The sequence below is a fragment of the Colwellia chukchiensis genome, assembly GCF_002104455.1.
GTDB classification, from domain to species: domain Bacteria; phylum Pseudomonadota; class Gammaproteobacteria; order Enterobacterales; family Alteromonadaceae; genus Cognaticolwellia; species Cognaticolwellia chukchiensis.
Genome location: NZ_NBOC01000005.1, coordinates 193,528 through 214,738, shown reverse-complemented (window position 1 = coordinate 214,738; position 21,211 = coordinate 193,528). Strand labels below are relative to the sequence as shown.

Here is a 21,211-nt window from a genome sequence, read left to right as displayed (position 1 = left end):
CAACATTTAAAATTGGAACAATGAATGACAAATTAATGGACCACTTCATGCTTATGAAATGGACCACCATAGAAAATTTAGCTTTATTTAAAAGGGTTCTGCGTTGTTAAGATAGTCGTTGTGTGAATCAGCAGATTTGTACTGAGCTCGTAATATTTGATGGAAGATCATTCACCTAGTTTAATTGCTTGGAGTTTGGAAAAATTTCGCTCACCTGGCGCATTACTGCTTTAATTAGAAAATCTTCTGATGAGGCACTCCTTCGAAGCTCAATCTGAATTAGCCTTGTACCTGAATGACTGATCAATGCATCATCAAAGCCGCCTTCGAACAGGAGGTCATCGATTGCATCCAAAGATAAATCGTTTTCTCCAGTATCAAATGTCATCGTAACGTCGAATTCTTTCATGTATTTAATATCACCTAATTAACTTTACGCTCATTAGACTAATGGCCCCTGAAATCTATTCAACGCGAGTATGAAAATCATCAAATCTAGATTGTGCACGCAACCAAAAAGCAGCCGGCATATCTGTGACTACACAAAGACGCTGAGCTAACAATGAGGTGACCATTGCCTTTTCATTCAGGAATTCCTCAAAGTTCTGGTCTGAGAGATCTAGCTCGGCAACGATATCTTCGTCGCTAACTCCGTCTTTTATGAGCTCTGACATAAATAATTCTTTGAAATACCTTGCTGGATGCAGTGCGCTCTTATCTGTGGGGATATTTACAAAACCGTCATTGGAATAATTATCGATACAGGTAAGCCCATCAACTAGCAAATCAATATCTAGCTTCTTGTTTTTCGACATGGCTTAGCTCCTATCTCTAAAATTTACTTTGGCATCAGTATTCTATCTAACTTCTAGTGCTTCTATTGGTAGCAAATATAAACAAGTATGAGCATAGTTAATGCTGATGTTTACGTTTTAATAATTTACCACTAATTATAATATTCTAGTTGTAATACGACCTTATGGAAATTCGTTAACCCAAATTACACTGCATTATGGAAGTGTTGTAACAGAGCTTGCGACAGTGATTGTTTTAGCGCCTCTTGATAAGGCGACATACAAATTTTGACTATTCATGTTGCTAACATCGATTATCAAACTGTGATCTGCTTCCAAGCCCTTAAGCAACAAAGTACTACCTATAGCCAAGTTTGGAATACGGGTATCACCTCGTTGGCGTAGACTTTCTCTGGCTCTTTCCATACCCTCTTTGAAGCTCAAGGATGGATCACAAACAACGCTATTAATAGCACTATTTAATGCTCTGAATGCCGCACGTCGATAGATTCTAATATTATTGTCAGCTTCAACAGCATTCATTATTGCCAGAAAGTTAGCTGCTGATTTTGATCGAATAAATGCGACTATTGTAGCTTCGGTTGGGCTTGGTGCACTCCTGTTTCTGCCAGCTAATACCGTCCTTATTCTTGGAGTCCAAGTTGAAGCCCCCATTCCGGTAGCCAATGCTCCAAAAATATTGATTACGCAAGTCGCTAATTGTTCACCCTGTTCAACGTCTAGTTGCCCAGTGAAAGTAACTAAATCTCTTAAATCAACGGGTTCAACCACATCAATCCCGTTGTTTTGACTCGCATATAAATGTCTTGAGTTCGCGTTGATTGAGTCACCAATAACTAGCAAAGAATCTTGGGGGTAAGCGTTTCTAAGCTGATATTGTGCTGTACTCTTCAGACGCATATTTTCTTGATGATTTTGGTTTAGTTGAATATGCGAGACCGAATTAGGACTATGTGTTAAGTCTATATTGTTGCCGGATATCAATCTCCTTCGGCATTCCAGCACCCACTCACCCAGCTCTTGGTTTTGCGCATTGATCCAGCGCCAAGGTGTATTCAACTCGGTTAGCAGGGGGAAATGATTTAAGACCTGACCTTGCCAATTAGGAATCTGCGTGCCTCGAAAATTAAAAATTAACTGCATGGGATCCCCTAGAACTGTAGTTGGGATGCTCTGTGCTATAGAGCAAACAATATCGTGTTGTTCCTGGTTACAGTCTTGGTATTCATCAACAATAAGTCGAGAGTATGATGCTCTGATTACGTCATGCAGACTTCCAGTAGCTAAGTAACGACTCACCACATTTCTTAATTCAGGGTAATACGTTCGAGAGTTTTCAACGGGTGAGGCTATTTGACAATTGTGGCTAAAACTACTCGCGATTCTCACCGACCAGCCATCAATAGTCGACAATACATAATTCTTTGCTGGTACATTTGCCCTAGTAAGTCTCTTTCGAAGAGCAGCAACACCAGCAGTAGTATGTGTTAATACTAGATATGGCTTAACTGGGGGAATAGCCAAAGCTTCAACTATTAGTTGAGTTTTTCCACATCCCGCAGGAGCCTCGATAGCCCCAATCTCATTTTCTAATATAATATCTGCCGACACTATCAGTCCTTATTGTCGCGCCCACGTAAGAAGATTATCTAACACTTGAGTGAAAACTGGTTGAATCCATTGTTTGTTAGGCCAAAGAATTGTTTCCGCGACATTTTCCATAGGCTCAATATCTTTGTACCACCCTTTATTCTTTGCGGTTAACCCAAGACATTGACGATGAGCATCGATGGGGGCTTGAATACAGTTTGGCAGATTAAATTGATTTTGTGATGCGTTAGTAATGTGTGCATTTACCGCGTCATTTGTTTTTCTCTCAGCCGCAATATTTAATAGTTGTGGAATGAGATTAAGGTGGCAATTGTTAAATATTGCCTGCTCAGTAGCTTGGTTATCTCCCCATTCAAACATTGGTATTCCCAATTGCATTACTTCGTTGATAGACGCTTGCTGCTGGTCATTGATATCTGAGTCTTTAAATATCGCAACAGGATAACCCAATTGGTTGAAGACTTTGGCTCGCTTAAACATATGACTTCCGTCGCCATCTGCGTGCATAACACCAAGCGATTGAATACTGTGCTGCCCCTGTATTTGCTCAACGGCATCAACACCTTTTAAAAGTCCAATTTCTGTTTTCCCTTCGCAGACTATTACTTTATTACTCAAAAATGCCTCTGCGCATACTCGCAAAGTTGATTGATGCTCATCACTATCATTCATTGAATACATGAGGTGATTTATTTGAGGTTGCCCAGTTACTGAAGATTTCCTCAAAATATGTAGCTGTGACGACTTTAATTCTCGGAGAACATATGGAGAATGAGTAGTGATAAATACTTGCTGTGTTGGTTGCTGCTCTTTTGCACCGATTTCTTTTAACAAACGACTAATTCTAAATGGTTCTAAGCCGAATTCTACTTCATCAATTATCAACAATTTCGAAGTGGAAACTAGCTTTTGAAGCCCCGCTAAAAGCAATCTGGTAGAGCCGGTACCCATTTGCCTAATTGGCGTCGCATTAGCATCATGCAAGCTCACTGCGCCATGCGAGACTGAAACACTCGCCACATCTAGTAAAGCTTGAAGCTCACCTACATTTACGCCGAGCGCATTTGCTACACCTTGAACACTTGCGAGGGCATTGTTAATTCCATCCACATCTTGTTGTGCAAAGGCTTGTCTGGCATTGCGAGAAACTTCGGTAAGCACTTCACTTACATCAAATCTATCTTCTAATAGCTTGTTCAGAAGTGAGTTCCTCCCCCATGTGAAATGACGCGAAGACCCTTCTCCTAGTCGGGTAGGCGATATCTGTTCCCTATGATTCCAAGGTAGCCTTTTCTCTAATCCTTCCTGAGCAGCGCGATCTGAATATAAGCCCCAGTCAGGATCCAACCCCTTATCAACGATTATTTTAACAGTGACAACAGTTTCAGCGCCTGCTTGAGGCTCATCATAGAACTCCCGGGTGGTAAGGTTGTAGGAGCGGAGAAAATTGCCATAGCGCTCAATGCTAAGGAATTCATCACTTAAGCGCCCTAAAGTGACATATATTGCAATTGGGTTATCAACATTGGAGTTATAGAAGTCAGCGTCTGTAAAACTAATATTGCGTCTTGCGCCAAGACAAAAGTCAATTGCATCAAGGATGGAAGACTTTCCTGAGTCACCTGGGCCAATGATGCAATTGACACCTTCTGTTGGATACCAGTCTAGAGACTGAATACCTCTAAAATTACGTATAGCGATGTGACGAATAATCGACATAAAACGTCCTGATTCAAGTTTCCTTTCTAATCACAGAAACATAACGAAATCTGCATAAAAAAGCAAAAGCCCCGCAAGTTGCTCGGCTTTAAATTCAAAGGTCAAATTAGTTGACTAAGTCTAAACTTGGTCTGTCAATCAGTTGCCTCCCGAGCAATGGTCATTTACCATAAATTTGGCAATATAGGGAGTTTGAATTGAAAAACCTAAATGCGCTACCTCGCATTCGTAATAACACTTCACGATTCATGGTTTTATTTGTCCCAAGTATTGCGTTCGGCATTGCTAAGCAATCAGAATTGGCCGGTTATTGGTCAGTTGTACTTGTTGAACGACGCGATGAATATATGCAGACATTGGAAGCTGCCGGCGTTAACCAGGATATTGTGCCTTTTACTAAGTACTTAGCGTCATTACTTTAAGTGATAGGCAGTTAGTTATTAGAACTGCACGAAGTACTGATTTATTGAGGCTTAAATTATTAGGATTAATACAATGAACACTAAATATACCGAAAACACTCTTCATTCCATGATTCGCTCCCACGAATATATCGTGATTATTGACATAGAGCATACGTGTACAGAAGATGGCTCAATCCCACCTGATGAAAGAGAAATTATTGAAATTGGGGCTGTACTAGTTGAAACAAAATCACTAGCGGTGATTGATGAGTACAGCTCTTTAATTCGACCGGTAAGACACCCAAAAGTCAGTGATTTTTGTACGCAATTAACAGGAATTAAACAGCTTGAGTTAGATAACGCAGAGCCCTTTCCGCATGTATTCAAGCGTTTTGTTAATTGGCTTTCTGCGAGAAGTAACACATTAATAGCAACTTGGGGAGCCTATGATTTAGTTCAAATTAATATTGATTGCGCGTTTCATGACTTGGACGAGTTTTCCCCTACAACTGCGTTAAACCTCAAGGTAGCGTTCAAACACGCGCATAATTTGAAAAAACCAGTTGGCTTGAAAAAAGCCTTGGAAATATCCCTCCAACCTTTTTCGGGTAACCATCACAGAGGACTTAATGACGCTAAAAATACAGCAAAGCTTTTACCCTTCATTTTTCCAAAACTTACAACATTAAATTAAGATAGTTTGTGAATTTTATTGGTTAATGGCAATGCTGTCATTTACCCGCAACTACAATATTATTAAAGGAGATTTAGGCTCACGTACCTTACTGCAACAACGCACGCTACAGCAAGATACTGTTGCGATGACTTTGAATCATCAAACTCAGGTTGGATATTCCCTAAATACCCAACGCAAATTATCTTGGCTAGCAGGCATTAGTTCTGTTTTATTAAGCGACAGCAATCTTTGTCCGGCACTTCGAACGATAGACTCTGGTAAAAAATCACCGTACACAAACTCGGGTATATGATTTTCTAACTGCTGATAAACGGTGTAAGCATTATCAACGGGAATAAAGCAAATCTGGCATTCATTTCCCTTGGTGCTGATAAACACTCGAAACTCATGACCACGCATCATCCCTAGATTCAGCCGCTCATATTCTGTTAGGTTTTCGATAAATTGGTGAATAGAGCACACTTTGATATTTCTCAATGCCGTTTTTGATTCATCATAAAGAACTTCCCAATCATCCACTTGATAAACTGATTTGGGACATAATTGCTGGTCTTTGTTGAAAGTAGCCAGAAATGTTTGCCAATTGGGCAATAAGGGTTTGAATGATTGGCTCTTAACCAAGCAAGCAGCTTGAAGTGGCGGCAAATCTCTTAATTGATATGGCAGACGCTTAACTGAATAAAGCAGATGATTAGGATTTGCCAACAGTGACATATGCTGCACTATTGATATGACTTCGTACTCTCTTGATGGATTCCCCATGTTCATTTCACTGTCGTCAAATAAATCAAAATGGTCATTTTGATATTCAACCAGAAATGCCAGATAACTATCACGGCCGGCACCAGGTCTCCCCTCTAAAGCAAAGGCATAAATGTTTCGTATGGAGTCTTCCATATCAACAGCATCGCGAATGATTTGAATTATTGCGTCTTTGGAACCGTAGGAGGTACGAGGAAGTTTTTGCCTTACGACTGTTGCATTGGTGTTAGCTAACACCAACTCGATTGCTGGTATGTTCATATTTTTTCCTTAGCACATTGGCATTCAGCCAAAGCATTATTAAGTAAAATTGTGTTGCGCCATCAGTACTCTGAAAAGCACTTGTTCAAAATATCAACATTTACCAACTGGGGCAATATTAAATTTACTCCCTTACGTTTTCGAGTTATTAAAAAGCCTCGCGAGTTTTGCGAGGCTTTGGATTTAAAATGACAATAGAGCTAAAATCTTAAAAGGTAGTCTGAAATGTCTCATTCATTGTCTTCTGGCAATGCTTTCGTTTTAAGCCCCATAAATACACCAATTCCACCAATAAAAATCAATACTATTGCAAACCAATATATAGAATTTGTATATTCGCCGTGATTAGACTTTTTCTCTTCAAAGTTTGTCACTTCTTTACCATTAATCGTTACCTGATATATAGCAGGTGTAGAGTTTATGTCTGTGTTTTCAACTAACATTTCTATAATAGGCTGCTCATTTCGACTTAATAACTCTTTGACTTCATCGTAGTTACCATAATGCCGATAATAAGAATAGATTCTTAGGTCATCACTAATTTTAAAGTCTATTTTCCACCCCTTAACTTCTATGTCAGATGCCGTTCCCATAATTTTATTTGTATTTTCTATTTCTGGAAAAGAGCTATTGCTATATCCCCATGACAATAAAAATATGCCTAACAATATTATTAGAACCCCGGATATTAAATAAACGTATTTTGTTATTAAAAGTCTCACTGGTCTTCTCTTCTAACTTCTTGAGCTGTAATGACAATTGCCGCCTCAGCAACTTCACTTACCACGTTTTTACCTACAACTCCAACCGTACTAACCGTACCTATCGCTGCTGTTGCTCCGCCTTCGAAAGCTTTACCTGCTACTTTCGCTCCATCAACATCTACAGGATTACCTTGAGCAATGTCACCCGCAGCGTCAGCCGATGCTTGAGTCACACCTGCTGATGTTGCTCCAGCGGTAACGGTTTTAGCTGTTTCTTTTGCAAGTTGCTTAGTTGTTGCTGGAGCCAATTGCTTTATAAGGCCAGTAGCAACTTTACTACCTGCTCCTCCACTAACAACACCAATTAACGCGCCAACACCACCTGCGATTAAAGCTTCTTCCTTTGAAAAGCCCATATCTCTCGCTTGATTATATGCCGTATATGCCCCAATAGCTCCTGTGATTATGTTTAAGAATTCACCATCAGGGTCGGTATACTTATAAGGGTTATTGTTAACGTAAGCATACCTATTAAAGCCTTGTACAGGGTTGCCTCTCTGTAAATGTCCAGCATAATCCACCGGATCATTCGAATAAAAACGCCCGATGACTGGATCATAGTATCGTGCCTGCATATAAACTAAACCGGTATCACTGTCTTTGATATGACCGGTGTAACCTGCTTGATCGTTATTGGCTTCTGCGTTATCAATCGTTATACCAAAAGGGGAATAGCGTTCTCTCCATAATATTCCACCTGCAGCATTCGTGCCCGATACTGGGCTACCTAAACTATCATGATGCACGTAGGTTGGCACATCATTTACCACTCTAGCCACCGTCCTACTGCCTGCGTTGATATAATCAGTGCGCTTATTTGAGCTTACATTATCTATATGGATTAACTTACCGGCAAGGTTGTAAACATTATAAATAGTTTTACCCGCGATGGTCGCTTTGACGCGTTTCAAGTTGCCATCATATCTATAGCTACCTGATGTACTACCATACATGGAAACAGGTTGGTCGGCATAGTCATAATTAAAATTTAAATTACCCGCAGTTATCGTGTTACCACGATTATCATAGGCAAAATCCCTTGTACCTGTGTTACCCCCTAAACCACCCGTATCAATAGCACCAATTAACCTATTATCAGCGTCATAACTTAATGAAACTTTGCGTGAACCTAAATCTTTGGTGAGGATATTACCTAGGCTATCATAACTAAATTCGCCGCTCCCCCATGGCCCCGAAGCCGATGTAATTCGCTCTAAAGCGTCATAAGTCATCATGCGGTTATTGTTGCCTAAAGCAGTATCTGTAATCGAGGTGGTAAGTTTGCGCTGATCATAGTTATAACTCATATCTAGAGCTTTAATGTTGCCTTTACTGGTGAGTAAGCGAGAGGGCAATAGACGTTCATTCAACCATTGTTGGAAAACATGTCCATTGCCGTAACTTAAACGGCTAACTTGACCACTAGCATGATACTGAATATTACTGGCATAATAACTTCCACCATAGTTCGCTTGACGAGGTCGACCTAAACCATCCGGGTTATAGTTAATCGTTTTACCACTTGGATAGACCATTGATGACAGTTGTCCTGCACTGTTGTAACCATACGCTAGCACATATTGACGACCATCAACTTTAAGCTGCTCTGACGTAGGAAAATTTAGCGAGTTGTAGCTATAAATCCATTCAATGCCATCACGGTTAACAGTTAATACATTACCATTGGCATCATAAGTCTTAGTGATATCGTGGGTCAGGCTGTGAGAAAAGTCGCGCTTAATTATGCGGCCAACATCATCCCTTAACAATGAGACTTTTGCATTACCACTTGGGGATACACAAGCGCTACCACTAATAGCCCCTTTTTGATAGGCAATTAACCACCCTGATGCATCATATTGATATAGCGTATCTCCTACATCTGGCTCACTGATTCGACACAAACGATGCTTACTATCGTAATAATAACTGCGGGTTAGGCTAATACCTGTGCCACTATCGCGATCATCAATATCGTTACTAGCGCTATTTAATTCTATAGGTATATCAATACCTGGCGGTTTAATTTTTTTATCACCTTCGTTGGTTGGTATTACTGGGGTGATTACAGCTCCCCCTCCAGAACCACCACCTATATCGTCCCCAGGAGTATTACCAGAGCCGCCACTACCTTGGCTGCCCCATTGCTTTATCGACGTTATTTCACCCCAAACATTTTTATTGATATTGGTAAATATACCTAACGGCGAGTACAGTGATTTAACATCTTTATAATTAGCACCATCGTAACCATAATGATAATAATCCGTTTTATTACCCGCAGGATCAGTTTCTGTGCGTCGATGGCCGCTATGATAGCTAGTTAATGTTGTGGCATACGGGGCAACTGTTTCCCGTTTTCTAGTAATCCGATTTAAACTGTCATATTCTGAGGCAATACCAGCAGTAGATGTTGAGCTCACAGATGGAAACGATGAGAAAACTTCTCTTCCGGCACTGTCATAGTCATAGTTAATAAATGTGGTTTTATTCGTTAAGGTATCTTTAGTCGCAACGAGAATAGGCCGAAACATAGCATCATAAGTTATAGTAGATTCGGCGTTACCTTTAGTAATGGTATGTATTGGGCTGCTACTAAAGTTATAGCTATGATTTACACTGGCCCAACTATCAGGTAAGTCGGCGGTTATTAGTCTACCCATACTATCGCGAGAGTAACTTACGGTATTTCCTAAAGCGTCTGTTATAGAGCTAATACGGCCAAAGTCATCAACATATTGATAAACGGAGTTGCCATCAGCTCGCGTCACTTTTTGTGGTGTACCTCGTTTATATAAAAGTGCCTGTATTTCGCGCCCATTGGCATCCGTTGCCGATGCAAAAGTGCCATCATTGTGGTAACTATAGGTTGCAAAGAGTGCTCCGTTACGCTGTTCAGCTATTTTATGCCCTAAAGTATTATATGTATTCTCTTGCGTTACTCGACTATTAATCGTCTGTTTTGTTGGCAGCCCTAATATCCATTTATTTTTTTTATGGCTATATTCGGTTAGCGTAACTCTTGCTAAAGTCGAGATATTTGATTTTACCGACTGCATTATAGGCTTAGCATAGGAATAATTTGACGAGCTATGGTTGGTATTAAAACCAAATTCTTGCGTATAAGTGTCGCCATCTTGTGTGATCACAATCTTGGTTGTGTGAATCGGATTTTTTGCATCGCCTGGGCCTGGTGCTTGAATAATTGGCGAATTACCAACGGGGATTTCTTTTAGGTATGTATACTGCTCAGCTTTCTTAATTGCCCCTGTTGCAGTTGAGCGAATTTCTTTTTTCACAAGCCTACCACCTAAAGGCTCATTCACCCATGCATGATAGTATGTATGGTGACCTTCAGGTGTAGACACTTTTGTCCAGTTTGTGCGATCTGCAGATGAGCTCTCTGATGGACCTTTATCGCTTTCGTACTGATAGCGCCACGTAGCTGGTGTCATTGATGGACCCGTAACGCTTTTTTCAACCACTGCCATTGTCGATGTTGTTACATCATCATCTAAAGGTATATCAGAGCCGCCTATGCCGCCTGGCGGTTTTTCTGGTTCTGAGTCAGGGCAGTTTTCTAACCTTCTAGCTTGTTTTGCGTATATTTGTCTATGTTCGGTATCTTTTAAAACAAAGGTACCTGTTGCACCATAAGGGTGAGTTAATGAAACGGTACGCGACCACTTAGGGCAACGAGATCTACCACTAGGAGCTGGAGTCCCAGTCATTAAATCTAAGTTAAATGACCAATAGTTGCCATCAGGCTGTGTCACTTTAGCTAACACTTGGCCATTCAGTGCTTGCCCCGCAAAGGGCATCCAATCTGTGCGAATAAAGCTATTTACTCGGTAATCATAATGCCAAACTTTACCCGCAACCGCCGCAGTACGAATGAGTTTACTATCTCCCGTATAACCTAGGTTAATTCGTCGCTCATCTTTAGCATAAATAGAAGTTAGTCTATTGAGAGAATCATATTGGTATTTAACCCAATTACCGTTTACATCACTTACTTGACTAGCCGCTAGAATATAAACATTCCTTTCAAGCGGATTAGCGCCAACAAAACCCATTTTCGGCGAGTCTAGAACATAAGCGTGGTCAAATCGATAGACATCACCATTGGGGGCATGACCAATCAAGCCTTCTCCGCCATCAGAGGCTATTGTACACGTGAAGTACCAGTTTTTAACCGTTACTTTTTTTGCTGTACTTGGCCAAATAGCGACACCATTATTGTCGATGATTTGTTGGCTGGCTTGCCCTGGAACCTCTAATTGTATACCGTTTGAATAACCTGTGGTTGTTACAGTGGTATGACTGCCAATTCTGCCATAGTTGTAGGCGCTTAATATTTCTTTGCTTGGTTTGCTACACCTTGCCCCGATCCAAGGCCTAACATCTAAAGAGATCACTTTTATACGAGGAACTGATAATGTCCAGTCACCGAACTCAGCATCAATACCATCTTTATAAGTAAAACCCGAAGTGCGCTTTCTTGATAAAGTTACGGGTAAATGGGAATTACCAGGCAAGCTAATGTCGGTTTGATTAAAAACTAAGGTGCCTGTGTGCGGATCAATTGCATCGCCTAAAAAGTCATCGCCAAAAATTTCAAGGCGTTGCTCAGCATTTTGTTTCTTTTCCCATTCAACAATGGGTTCTACTTCTTCAACGGCTAAAGATAGAAATGAAAATATAGATAGAATTATTGTAAATATGCATTTTATTTGCAGCGTTATAAAAATATGGTTCATACATCATCCTTAATATGACTTATTATTTATCCTTAAATAACTGTGTTTAACGAATAGACCAAAAAACTAAAAAAATAAAGTTTAAAAAGCAGAAAAAAACGAGCCTTCAAAGCCCTGCATTAAGCTATTGAATTTAAATATAATATTTAGATTTAAAAGGCGATAGTGTTTAATTTTAAATAAGATCCAATTAAAGATTACTGTGAAAAATAATAAATAGTAGGCTAAGGAAGGTGACGTCTTTGGAGTAGGTCATTAAGTACATTTTTAAAAGGCATTGTTCTCACGAGACTGATCAAACAAATGCGTCTTTCAAATATCGATGAAATTGACATATACAGTGACCAACCAAATAGATCGTAAGCTATGATAGCTCTTAATTTGCTCCTATTTACTTAAATATGCGAGCACGAAAATAGCGTAATAAAAAACGCCAGTCAGTTTAAACTGACTGGCGTTAAGAATACCTACTAGCTTTTCAATTAAGCTAATTTTACGCTTTAGCGTAAAGGGGATTTACTTTTTCTTTTTAACCGCTTTGGCATTCGGTAAATCTGTCACTGAGCCTTCAAATATCTCAGCGGCAACACCGATTGACTCGTTTAAGGTTGGGTGTGCATGAATGGTTAAGGCTACATCTTCTGCATCAGCGCCCATTTCAACCGCTAAACAAATTTCACCTAGCATTTCGCCGGCATTAATACCAACAATTGCACCACCTAAGACACGACCGGTTTCTTTTTCAAAGATCATCTTAGTTTTACCTTCAGTACGTGCAGAAGCAATTGCACGACCTGAAGCAGCCCAAGGAAAGTTAGCCACTTCAATGTTTAAACCTTGCTCTTTGGCTTCACGCTCAGTCACACCTACCCACGCCATTTCTGGGTCGGTATATGCAATTGACGGAATACAGCGCGGGTCAAACACATGCTTTTTACCGGCAATAACTTCTGCTGCTACATGAGCTTCATGGACCGCTTTATGTGCCAACATAGGTTGCCCTACCACGTCACCAATAGCGAAAATGTGATTTACATTGGTGCGAAGCTCGTTCGTTACATTGATAAAGCCACGCTCATCAACGTTAACGCCCGCTTTATCTGCTGCTACTAAGTGACCGTTTGGCTTACGACCAACCGCCACTAAAATTTTATCGTAACGCACTTGGCCTTCAGGAGCATTTTTACCTTCAAAAGTCACATACAAACCATCATCTTTGGCATCAACGGCAACTACTTTGGTAGACAACATAATGTTGAACTTTTTCTTGTTGTAGTTAGTGTAAACTTTAACAATGTCTTTATCGGCAGCAGGCACTAATTGATCAGCAAACTCAACAACAGAAACGTTAGAGCCTAATGCTTTATAAACCGTACCCATTTCAAGGCCGATAATACCACCACCAAGTACTAACATTTCTTCTGGTACGTCTTTTAGCTCTAACGCGCCAGTCGAGTCAATAACACGTGGATCATCTTTAGGAATAAAAGGTAAGTCAACCACAGATGAGCCAGCCGCAATAATGGCATTGTCGAAAGTGATGGTGCTTTTACCGTCTTCGCCTTCAACTTCGATGGTTTTATCTGAAGTGAATTTACCGTAGCCAAATACCGTTTTAACTTTACGCGCTTTAGCCATACCGCCTAAACCACCAGTTAATTGACCAATAACGCTTTCTTTCCAGTCACGAATTTTGTCTAAATCAATTTTAGGCGCACCAAAAGTAACCCCGTGCGATGCCATCGCTGCCGCGTCATCAATAACTTTAGCGACGTGTAAAAGTGCTTTTGACGGGATACAACCCACATTCAAACAAACACCACCTAGCGTTTTACGACTTTCTACTAACACTACGTCTAAGCCTAAATCTGCTGCGCGAAATGCTGCTGAATAGCCACCAGGACCCGCACCTAAAACTACTACTTGAGTTTTAATATCGTTACTCATGCTAACCTCAAAAATTGATGTATTTGTTGCTGACTAAGCCAGCCTATATTTGCGATGTCAATATTAACGCACTGACGCTATATTATTTTTCGCATTTCATTATCTTTTTCTTGCCGGCAATTTTACTTAAACGGCACAAAGATCGCTATCTTTAATCGGTAATAATTTGGAAAACTTGCTAAGTATCAACATTTATCCGCTTATTACAACAGCGCTTGCTGATCAGCAAGCGCTGCGACAGAACACTATAAAATTAGTTTTCTGATATCACTCATTACGCTAGCTAAGTGCACGGTAAACCGAGCAGCAATAGCACCATCAATTACCCTATGGTCGTATGACATAGATAATGGCAACATTAAGCGTGGCTGAAAGTCTTTACCATCCCATTTAGGTTTCATTTCGGACTTAGACACCCCTAAAATGGCCACTTCTGGGGCATTAACGATTGGCGTAAACGCGGTTCCGCCAATACCACCAAGGCTTGAAATGGTAAAACAGCCGCCTTGCATATCGGCCGCTTTGAGCTTACCTTCACGGGCTTTAATGCTAATTTCTAACAACTCGCGAGATAGCTGATGAATACCTTTTTGGTCAACATCACGCACCACTGGTACCACTAAACCGTTCGGCGTATCAACCGCCACACCAATATGGCAATATTTCTTCAGGATCAGACTTTCGCCATCTTCACTTAAGCTCGAGTTAAACACTGGGAAAGCGCGTAAGGCATCTGCTGCCGCTTTTAAGATAAACACTAACGGTGTGATTTTAAAGCCCAGCTTTTGCTTTTCACAAATAACATTTTGCTCTTTACGAAACGCTTCCACGTCAGTGATATCAGCTTCATCAAACTGAGTAACATGAGGAATAGTCACCCAATTGCGATGTAAAAAAGGCCCAGAAATTTTCTGAATGCGGGTCAGCGCTTTGGTTTCAATTTCACCAAATTTGGCAAAATCAATTTGCTTCGCACTCACCACTTGCAAACCACCCTCACCTGCAGCAACTGAACTACCTGCATTGGCTTTAGGGCGTGACAATTCATATTTAACGTAAGACTGAACGTCTTCTTTTAAAATGCGTCCTTTACGACCACTGCCTTTAACAAGACTTAGGTCGACACCAAATTCACGCGCTAGTCGTCGAATAGACGGCGAAGTATAAATAGCGCCGGCTTTGGTTAAGCCCATTTGCGGGTGATGTGGCACAGGTGCCGGTTTTTTCTCGCCAGCGGCTTGCGCTGCTTTTGGCGCTGCTGCTGTGGGTGCAGGCGTTGGCGTCTCAGCTGGCTTTTCTTCTGCAACCGGCGCACCAGACGAAATTTCAAGCTTGATCACCAGCGAACCTTGTTTGACTTTATCGCCGGTGCTGATCAGCACTTCTTTAACTGTACCAGCATGCGATGAAGGAACGTCCATAGTGGCTTTGTCAGTTTCTAAGGTGATTAAGCCATCTTCCGCTTCAATTTCATCACCAACCGCAACGAGCACATCAATGACGTCAACTTCACCATCCTCACCAATATCCGGTACAGTCACGTCAATCACTTCGCTACTGCCAGTAGCAGCCGGCTCTGCTGGTGCTTCTTTGACAGTTTCAGTTTCAGTCTCAGTTTCTACTTCCGCTTCTGGAGCAGACTGCGCAGGTGCTTCAGCACTCGCTTCGCTGGCAGTGTCTTGTTCACTGCTGGCGTTGCTGCTTTTCATTTGTGCAATTAAATCACCTTCTTTGATTTTATCACCTACTTGTACTGCCAAACTGACCAGCTCACCAGCAAACGGCGCTGGAATATCCATTGACGCTTTATCTGTTTCAACAGTCACTATGCCATCGTCAGACTCTATAGAGTCACCAACAGCAACTAATATTTCGATAACTTCAACTTCATCGCCACCAACATCAGGGACTAGAATTTTTTCAATATCAGACATGTTTTAATTCCTTATCTAGTCTTAGTTACGCGTAAAGTGGGTTAATTTTATCAGCATTGATGTTAAAGCGTTTTATCGCTTCAGTAACCACTTCATGCTTAATATCGCCACGGTTTGCTAATTCATACAAAGCCGCAACAACAATGTAGTTTTGATCAACTTCAAAATGTTGACGCAGGTTATCGCGACTATCGCTGCGACCAAAACCATCAGTGCCTAATACTCGATACTCGGTATTAATGTAGGCTCGTACTTGATCAGAATAGTTTTTAATGTAGTCGGTTGCCGCAACAGCTGGACCTTTATCTGCCGTGATCACCTTAGTGATATGAGGCGTTTTTTGCTCGCTTTCTGGGTGTAACATATTCCAACGCGTTACTGCTTGGCCATCACGCGCTAACTCATTAAATGAGGTAACCGAGTAAACATCACTTGAGATGCCATAATCCGCCGATAGAATTTGTGCCGCTTGACGCACTTTTTGTAAAATTGTCCCTGAGCCCATTAATTGTACGTTGGCCTTGGCTTTTTTCGCTTCCACACGTTCAAGCTGATAAATACCTTTAATAATTTCATCTTCGATGGTTTTATTATCGGGTAATGCTGGGTGCTGATAGTTTTCATTCATTAGCGTTAAATAGAAGAAGATATTCTCATTTTCTTCGTACATGCGACGTAAACCTTCACGAATGATAACGGCAATTTCATAACCATAAGTTGGGTCATAGGTAATACAATTTGGGATCACGCCCGCTTGTACATGAGAATGACCATCTTGGTGTTGTAAGCCTTCACCATTAAGCGTCGTCCTACCTGCCGTTGCGCCTAACAAGAAACCACGAGCTTGGCTATCACCCGCTGCCCAGGCTAAGTCACCAACACGCTGAAAACCAAACATTGAATAATAAATATAAAATGGAATCGTGGTGGCATTACAAGTTGAATAGGAAGTACCTGAGGCCACCCAAGAGGCCATAGCGCCTAACTCGTTAATGCCTTCTTGTAATACTTGACCTTTTTTATCTTCACGGTAATAAGCCACTTGGTCAGCATCTTGCGGCACATATTTTTGCCCTTCACTGGCATAAATACCCACTTGACGGAATAAGCCTTCCATACCGAAAGTACGTGCTTCGTCTGGAATAATAGGCACGATACGCTTACCAATTTTTTTATCTTTTAATAAGCTATTCAGTACACGAACAAAGGTCATGGTTGAAGACACTTCGCGCTCACCTGAGCCCTTTAATATTGGCTCAAATATTTTCAATGCCGGTATTTCAAGCTCTTCTTCTGCTTGCTCTCGGCGCGCAGGCAACGAGCCACCTAAAGCAGTACGACGCTCCATCATGTACTTGTATTCGGCACTGTCTTCGGGAAATTTATAATAGGGTAGGTCGGCAATTTGCTCATCGCTAACCGGAATATTAAAACGATCACGGTAATATTTAACCGAATCTACATCCATTTTCTTAACGTTATGGGCAATGTTTAACGCTTCGCCTGACGCGCCTAAACCAAAGCCTTTAACGGTTTTGGCTAAGATAACCGTGGGTCTATCTTTGGTTTCTTGTGCTTTTTTATAAGCCGCATAAACTTTAACAGGGTCATGGCCACCACGGTTTAAGCGCCAAATGTCATCATCTGACATATTAGCCACTAATGCTGCCGTTTCTGGGTACTTGTTAAAAAAGTTCTCGCGGGTATATTTGCCGCCTTTGGCTTTACAGTTTTGATATTCGCCATCAACCGTTTCATTCATTAACTGAATTAACTTACCTGAAGTATCGCGCGCGATTAATGCATCCCAGTATGAACCCCAAATCACTTTCACAACTTCCCAGCCGGCACCGCGGAATGTACCTTCAAGCTCTTGAATTATTTTACCATTACCGCGCACTGGGCCATCTAAGCGCTGTAAGTTACAGTTAATGATAAAGGTCAGGTTATCTAAGCCTTCACGCGAGGCTAAACCTATTGCACCTAATGATTCTGGCTCATCAGTTTCACCATCGCCTAAGAAGCAATAGACGCGCTGATCTGAACAGTCTTTAATACCACGATCGGTTAAATATTTTAAAAATCGTGCCGTGTATATGGCTTGTAGTGGTCCTAAGCCCATTGAAACCGTGGGGAATTGCCAAAAGTCTGGCATTAAATGTGGGTGTGGATAAGAAGACAAACCTTTACCATCGCACTCTTGGCGGAAGTTATTCATTTGCTCTTCGGTTAAGCGCCCTTCCATAAATGCTCGAGCATAAATACCCGGAGAAATATGACCTTGAGCAAAAATAAAGTCACCACCATCTTTTTCAGAGGCGGCTTTAAAGAAGTGATTAAAGCCAATATCATATAAAGTTGAAGACGAAGCGAAACTACCAATATGGCCACCTAAGTCTAGGTTTTTACGCGAGGCGCGTAATACCAACACCAAGGCATTCCAACGAATTGCTGCACGAATACGCGCTTCAATGGTTTGATCGCCTGGCATATGCGGCTCTAACCCTGGAGGAATAGTATTTACATAAGCCGTTTTAGCATCAAAAGGTAAGTGAGTACCACTGCGACGTGCTCTGTCGATTAACTTTTCTAATAGAAAATGTGCACGCTCTGGACCTTCATTTTCTAAAACAGACTCCAATGACTCTAACCACTCTTGGGTTTCCATGGTATCAATATCTTGATTTGGGAGCTCAGACATAATTACTTAGTCTCCAATTGTTAAGTAAATTTAATTGCTTTAAAGATAGCTGCTTTTAAACAGATATCCTCAACGCTTGGTAATTTTTCTGCTGTGAATATAATTAAAATAACGAATCGCGTACTAGGTTCAACTCACTATTTTAATTATTATCACCTGTAGTGCGTTTCATGCGGCGCATAGAACGCTCCATACGGCTATGTTCTTGCGACATTTTTAACAGTATTTCTTCAATAAAAGCTAAGTGACGGTGACTAGCTCCCCAGGCAATTTGTGGCTTACCACTGATAATGGCGCTCATTAAACGGGTACGATAGTCAGAAATCTGACTGAACACATCAGGACGTTTGGCCAAAATTGTTAGGTTTTTTTCAATGTTGTCAACAATCAACGGTGCCATACTGCGCACTAAGTGCAAAATAACCGCATTATGGCTAGCGGCGCAAATCGCTAAAGAAAACTCAAAAACCGCTTCGGCCTCAAGGCGATAATCGGCTTCTAATTGCACATTGCCAATGTCGTCATGTTTACGTTGAATTTCGTCAAAATCCGCTTGCGTACCTCGCATAGCAGCATAATATGCCGACATGCCTTCAATGCCATGACGAAACTCTAATAAATCAAACTGTGACTCATTATTGTTAGCTAAAAGTGCAAAGAGAGGATCTGACAAACCGCCTAAAAGCTGATCATTCACATAAGTGCCACCACCTTGACGGCGAGTGACTAAATTTTTTGCTTCTAGTTTTTGAATAGCTTCGCGTAGTGAGGGACGAGAAACGTCAAATTGTTTTGCTAACTCGCGTTCGGCAGGGAGCTTTTGACCGGGCTTTAAACTCCCTTCAAGAATCATTGACTCAAGCTGCGCCAGAATTACATCTGATAACTTCGCTTGTTTAACCGACTTTTGGATACGCGCAATTGACATCTAAAAACCTTATTGAGTCAGCATGAGTTGGCTACTTATTTTAGCAACTTTTTCCTAGCTCGCATGGTAAATTGGTCTGACCAATTAATTTTAAGTGCGAATAATGTAACAAATGCCTTTCAGCTTGTAAACCTTAACGGGTGTTGACGGTTAGTTTTTAGACAATCAGTTAACTAAGATCAAGGGAGGGATATAAGCTACAAGCTATTAGTAAAAAGGTGCCGTGTTTAATTGGGGTTTTAACTGACAGCTTAAAACTTTAAACTAAAGGCTTAACTAGGGTAAGGTTCCGGTTAATGTCATGACCGCAATCACGGCTAAAAACAGTAACAAGGTACGTTTTGCTAACTTAACCAGTAAGCAAGGCTCTGCGGTGCAATCATCAGCGTCGACCATATAATCTTCAGACATTTGCGCCACCGCGATCAGCACTTTGCTTGGCTGTTTTTCAAACTCAAAAAAGTTGTCTAGCCAAACCGGCATGGCCTTTGAAAAATGCCCAACAAACATATAACCAAGTGCCACTAACCGTACTGGCAACCAGTCTACCCAAAACTGTAACTGCTGTAGCGCTTGTGCGCTTTGCTCAGCACTATCAGTTGCCCCCTCAATATCTTGTTCTGTCTCGGCCTTTGCTGCATCTACTTGATTTGCTTGTTCATTGACTGTCGTTAATAACCGATAAAATAATGCCCCGGCAGCGCCAAATAAAACAAAAAACAACATCACGGCAATAAAGTAGCGATAGTTTAACCACACTAAGGTTTGACCAAAGCCCATATCGGCAATATTTTTATCTTGTTGGAGCTGCAAGCGCTGCATATCACAGCTGGTTAACTCACCTTTAAAGGCCGCCACTAAATAGCTTTTATAGCTATCGCGTGTTTTCATGCAGCCAAAGCAGACAATTAAGATCAAGGTTGAAGCAATCAAATGCAATAACGCATTATCAACTTGCGCCAACAAAAAGTAGCAACCCAAAACAGGTAAAAAAACAACCACATAACTTAACAGCGCAGAGTTTCGATAATCAGCCAATACTTTAGTCTGCTTAATTGCCTTAGTATAACGCTGATAAAACGTACTAAACTGCCAAGCACTAGACGATAAATGCCGCTCTGCTACCAGTGCAATTAACAAACTTATTAAGCTCATTTTTAGTTTTCCCTTTTTTAAGTTTAACGCCGTCAGCTATCAGTAAAAAACCTAGCCACTCGCCATGAATGCTTTATTCCTTACTGACCGCTTAAAACTTATAGCTTTCTTTTACGAATAGCTGCTTTCTTTACTGACCGCTTGCTAGCATTGCCTTATAACGTTGCCAATCAAAAGCGACGCCAGGGTCGGTTTTTCGCCCAGGTGCTATGTCACTATGACCAACAATATGGTGTTTAAGCTTAGGGTAAACCCCAATCAATGCCGCGCTTAAACAACTCAGTTGCTGATATTGTGCTGTAGTATATGGAATATCATCAGTACCTTCCAGCTCAATGCCAATGGAAAAATCATTACACTTTTCACGACCTTGATATTGCGATACACCGGCATGCCATGCTTTATCATTAAACGAAACATATTGCACTATATGGCCATCGCGCTGAATTAAACAATGCGCCGAAACACGCATTTGATAAATATCAGCAAAGTATGGGTCTAGGCTGGGATCTAACCGACCCAGAAAAAAGTTGGTGATATGCGCGCCACCAAACTTTCCCGGTGGCAAGGAAATATTATGCACTACCAACAAGCTAATTTCGTCATTTTCATCTCTAGGCTGACAATGACTACTTCGCTGAATTTCAACGTTTTGTAGCCAACCGTCTTTAATCGTTAGTTTAGCGCTATTTTTTTGTTCTTTATGCAAAAGTGCCATACCTTAGCTCACATTTAACCAATAACTCTTTAGTT

The 21,211-nt window shown here is 41.1% G+C and carries 15 protein-coding genes; 2 read left to right on the top strand and 13 right to left on the bottom strand.

Translation table 11 applies throughout. The annotated features are described in order from the left end of the window. Positions 1-175: 175 nt before the first annotated feature. From B6K83_RS08610 to B6K83_RS08595, 4 genes are all read right to left on the bottom strand, one after another. Positions 176-409 (bottom strand): hypothetical protein, encoded by a 234-nt coding sequence (locus tag B6K83_RS08610; RefSeq protein WP_085284512.1) that lies wholly within the window; start codon positions 407-409, stop codon positions 176-178. Positions 410-464: 55 nt separating this feature from the next. After that, a complete protein-coding gene (locus B6K83_RS08605; protein WP_085284511.1) occupies positions 465-815 on the bottom strand; it encodes a helix-turn-helix transcriptional regulator in 351 nt (116 codons plus the stop codon). 195 nt (positions 816-1,010) lie between these two features. Further along, entirely contained in the window at positions 1,011-2,426 is a 1,416-nt protein-coding gene (locus B6K83_RS08600; protein ID WP_158088330.1) for a UvrD-helicase domain-containing protein, read from the bottom strand. A gap of 9 nt (positions 2,427-2,435) precedes the next feature. Then, on the bottom strand, positions 2,436-4,145 hold the full coding sequence (locus B6K83_RS08595) for an ATP-dependent nuclease (protein WP_085284509.1): 1,710 nt from the start codon (positions 4,143-4,145) through the stop codon (positions 2,436-2,438). A 197-nt stretch (positions 4,146-4,342) separates the two neighbouring features. Between B6K83_RS08595 and B6K83_RS08590 the strand changes: the two genes are divergently transcribed. Continuing rightward, positions 4,343-4,567, top strand: a complete 225-nt coding sequence (locus tag B6K83_RS08590; RefSeq protein WP_085284508.1) for a hypothetical protein — start codon at positions 4,343-4,345, stop codon at positions 4,565-4,567. 73 nt (positions 4,568-4,640) lie between these two features. After that, positions 4,641-5,243, top strand: coding sequence for a 3'-5' exonuclease (locus tag B6K83_RS08585; RefSeq protein WP_085284507.1), 603 nt, complete (start codon positions 4,641-4,643; stop codon positions 5,241-5,243). A gap of 147 nt (positions 5,244-5,390) precedes the next feature. Here B6K83_RS08585 and B6K83_RS08580 read toward each other — a convergent pair whose 3' ends face one another. The 9 genes from B6K83_RS08580 to ampD form a co-directional block, all read right to left on the bottom strand. Then, positions 5,391-6,269, bottom strand: a complete 879-nt coding sequence (locus B6K83_RS08580) for a hypothetical protein (protein WP_085284506.1) — start codon at positions 6,267-6,269, stop codon at positions 5,391-5,393. A gap of 230 nt (positions 6,270-6,499) precedes the next feature. Beyond that, a complete protein-coding gene (locus tag B6K83_RS08575; protein WP_092251255.1) occupies positions 6,500-6,991 on the bottom strand; it encodes a hypothetical protein in 492 nt (163 codons plus the stop codon). Next, positions 6,988-11,793, bottom strand: a complete 4,806-nt coding sequence (locus B6K83_RS08570; protein ID WP_085284504.1) for an RHS repeat domain-containing protein — start codon at positions 11,791-11,793, stop codon at positions 6,988-6,990. The genes B6K83_RS08575 and B6K83_RS08570 overlap by 4 nt, the downstream gene beginning before the upstream one ends. A gap of 516 nt (positions 11,794-12,309) precedes the next feature. After that, a complete protein-coding gene (lpdA, locus tag B6K83_RS08565; RefSeq protein WP_085284503.1) occupies positions 12,310-13,740 on the bottom strand; it encodes a dihydrolipoyl dehydrogenase in 1,431 nt (476 codons plus the stop codon). Between the two features lie 245 nt (positions 13,741-13,985). Next, on the bottom strand, positions 13,986-15,674 hold the full coding sequence (gene aceF / locus B6K83_RS08560) for a dihydrolipoyllysine-residue acetyltransferase (RefSeq protein ID WP_085284502.1): 1,689 nt from the start codon (positions 15,672-15,674) through the stop codon (positions 13,986-13,988). A 25-nt stretch (positions 15,675-15,699) separates the two neighbouring features. Further along, entirely contained in the window at positions 15,700-18,375 is a 2,676-nt protein-coding gene (gene aceE / locus B6K83_RS08555) for a pyruvate dehydrogenase (acetyl-transferring), homodimeric type (RefSeq protein ID WP_085284501.1), read from the bottom strand. 142 nt (positions 18,376-18,517) lie between these two features. Further along, complete coding sequence (gene pdhR, locus B6K83_RS08550; RefSeq protein ID WP_092251263.1) at positions 18,518-19,288, bottom strand: pyruvate dehydrogenase complex transcriptional repressor PdhR; 771 nt, start codon at positions 19,286-19,288, stop codon at positions 18,518-18,520. A 291-nt stretch (positions 19,289-19,579) separates the two neighbouring features. Beyond that, positions 19,580-20,458 carry a beta-lactamase regulator AmpE gene (ampE, locus tag B6K83_RS08545; RefSeq protein ID WP_085284499.1) on the bottom strand — a complete coding sequence of 293 codons (879 nt, stop codon included), beginning with the start codon at positions 20,456-20,458 and terminating at the stop codon, positions 19,580-19,582. A 130-nt stretch (positions 20,459-20,588) separates the two neighbouring features. Then, positions 20,589-21,176, bottom strand: coding sequence for a 1,6-anhydro-N-acetylmuramyl-L-alanine amidase AmpD (ampD, locus tag B6K83_RS08540; RefSeq protein ID WP_085284498.1), 588 nt, complete (start codon positions 21,174-21,176; stop codon positions 20,589-20,591). Positions 21,177-21,211: the final 35 nt, after the last annotated feature.

What these genes read in the sequence shown, in the direction of transcription:
- B6K83_RS08585 (WP_085284507.1), top strand. Translation starts at nt 4,641, where the DNA reads ATGAACACTAAATATACCGAAAACACTCTTCATTCCATGATTCGCTCC.
- B6K83_RS08595 (WP_085284509.1), bottom strand. Translation starts at nt 4,145, where the DNA reads ATGTCGATTATTCGTCACATCGCTATACGTAATTTTAGAGGTATTCAG.
- aceF (WP_085284502.1), bottom strand. Translation starts at nt 15,674, where the DNA reads ATGTCTGATATTGAAAAAATTCTAGTCCCTGATGTTGGTGGCGATGAA.
- ampE (WP_085284499.1), bottom strand. Translation starts at nt 20,458, where the DNA reads ATGAGCTTAATAAGTTTGTTAATTGCACTGGTAGCAGAGCGGCATTTA.
- B6K83_RS08570 (WP_085284504.1), bottom strand. Translation starts at nt 11,793, where the DNA reads ATGAACCATATTTTTATAACGCTGCAAATAAAATGCATATTTACAATA.
- aceE (WP_085284501.1), bottom strand. Translation starts at nt 18,375, where the DNA reads ATGTCTGAGCTCCCAAATCAAGATATTGATACCATGGAAACCCAAGAG.
- B6K83_RS08610 (WP_085284512.1), bottom strand. Translation starts at nt 409, where the DNA reads ATGAAAGAATTCGACGTTACGATGACATTTGATACTGGAGAAAACGAT.
- ampD (WP_085284498.1), bottom strand. Translation starts at nt 21,176, where the DNA reads ATGGCACTTTTGCATAAAGAACAAAAAAATAGCGCTAAACTAACGATT.
- lpdA (WP_085284503.1), bottom strand. Translation starts at nt 13,740, where the DNA reads ATGAGTAACGATATTAAAACTCAAGTAGTAGTTTTAGGTGCGGGTCCT.
- B6K83_RS08605 (WP_085284511.1), bottom strand. Translation starts at nt 815, where the DNA reads ATGTCGAAAAACAAGAAGCTAGATATTGATTTGCTAGTTGATGGGCTT.
- B6K83_RS08580 (WP_085284506.1), bottom strand. Translation starts at nt 6,269, where the DNA reads ATGAACATACCAGCAATCGAGTTGGTGTTAGCTAACACCAATGCAACA.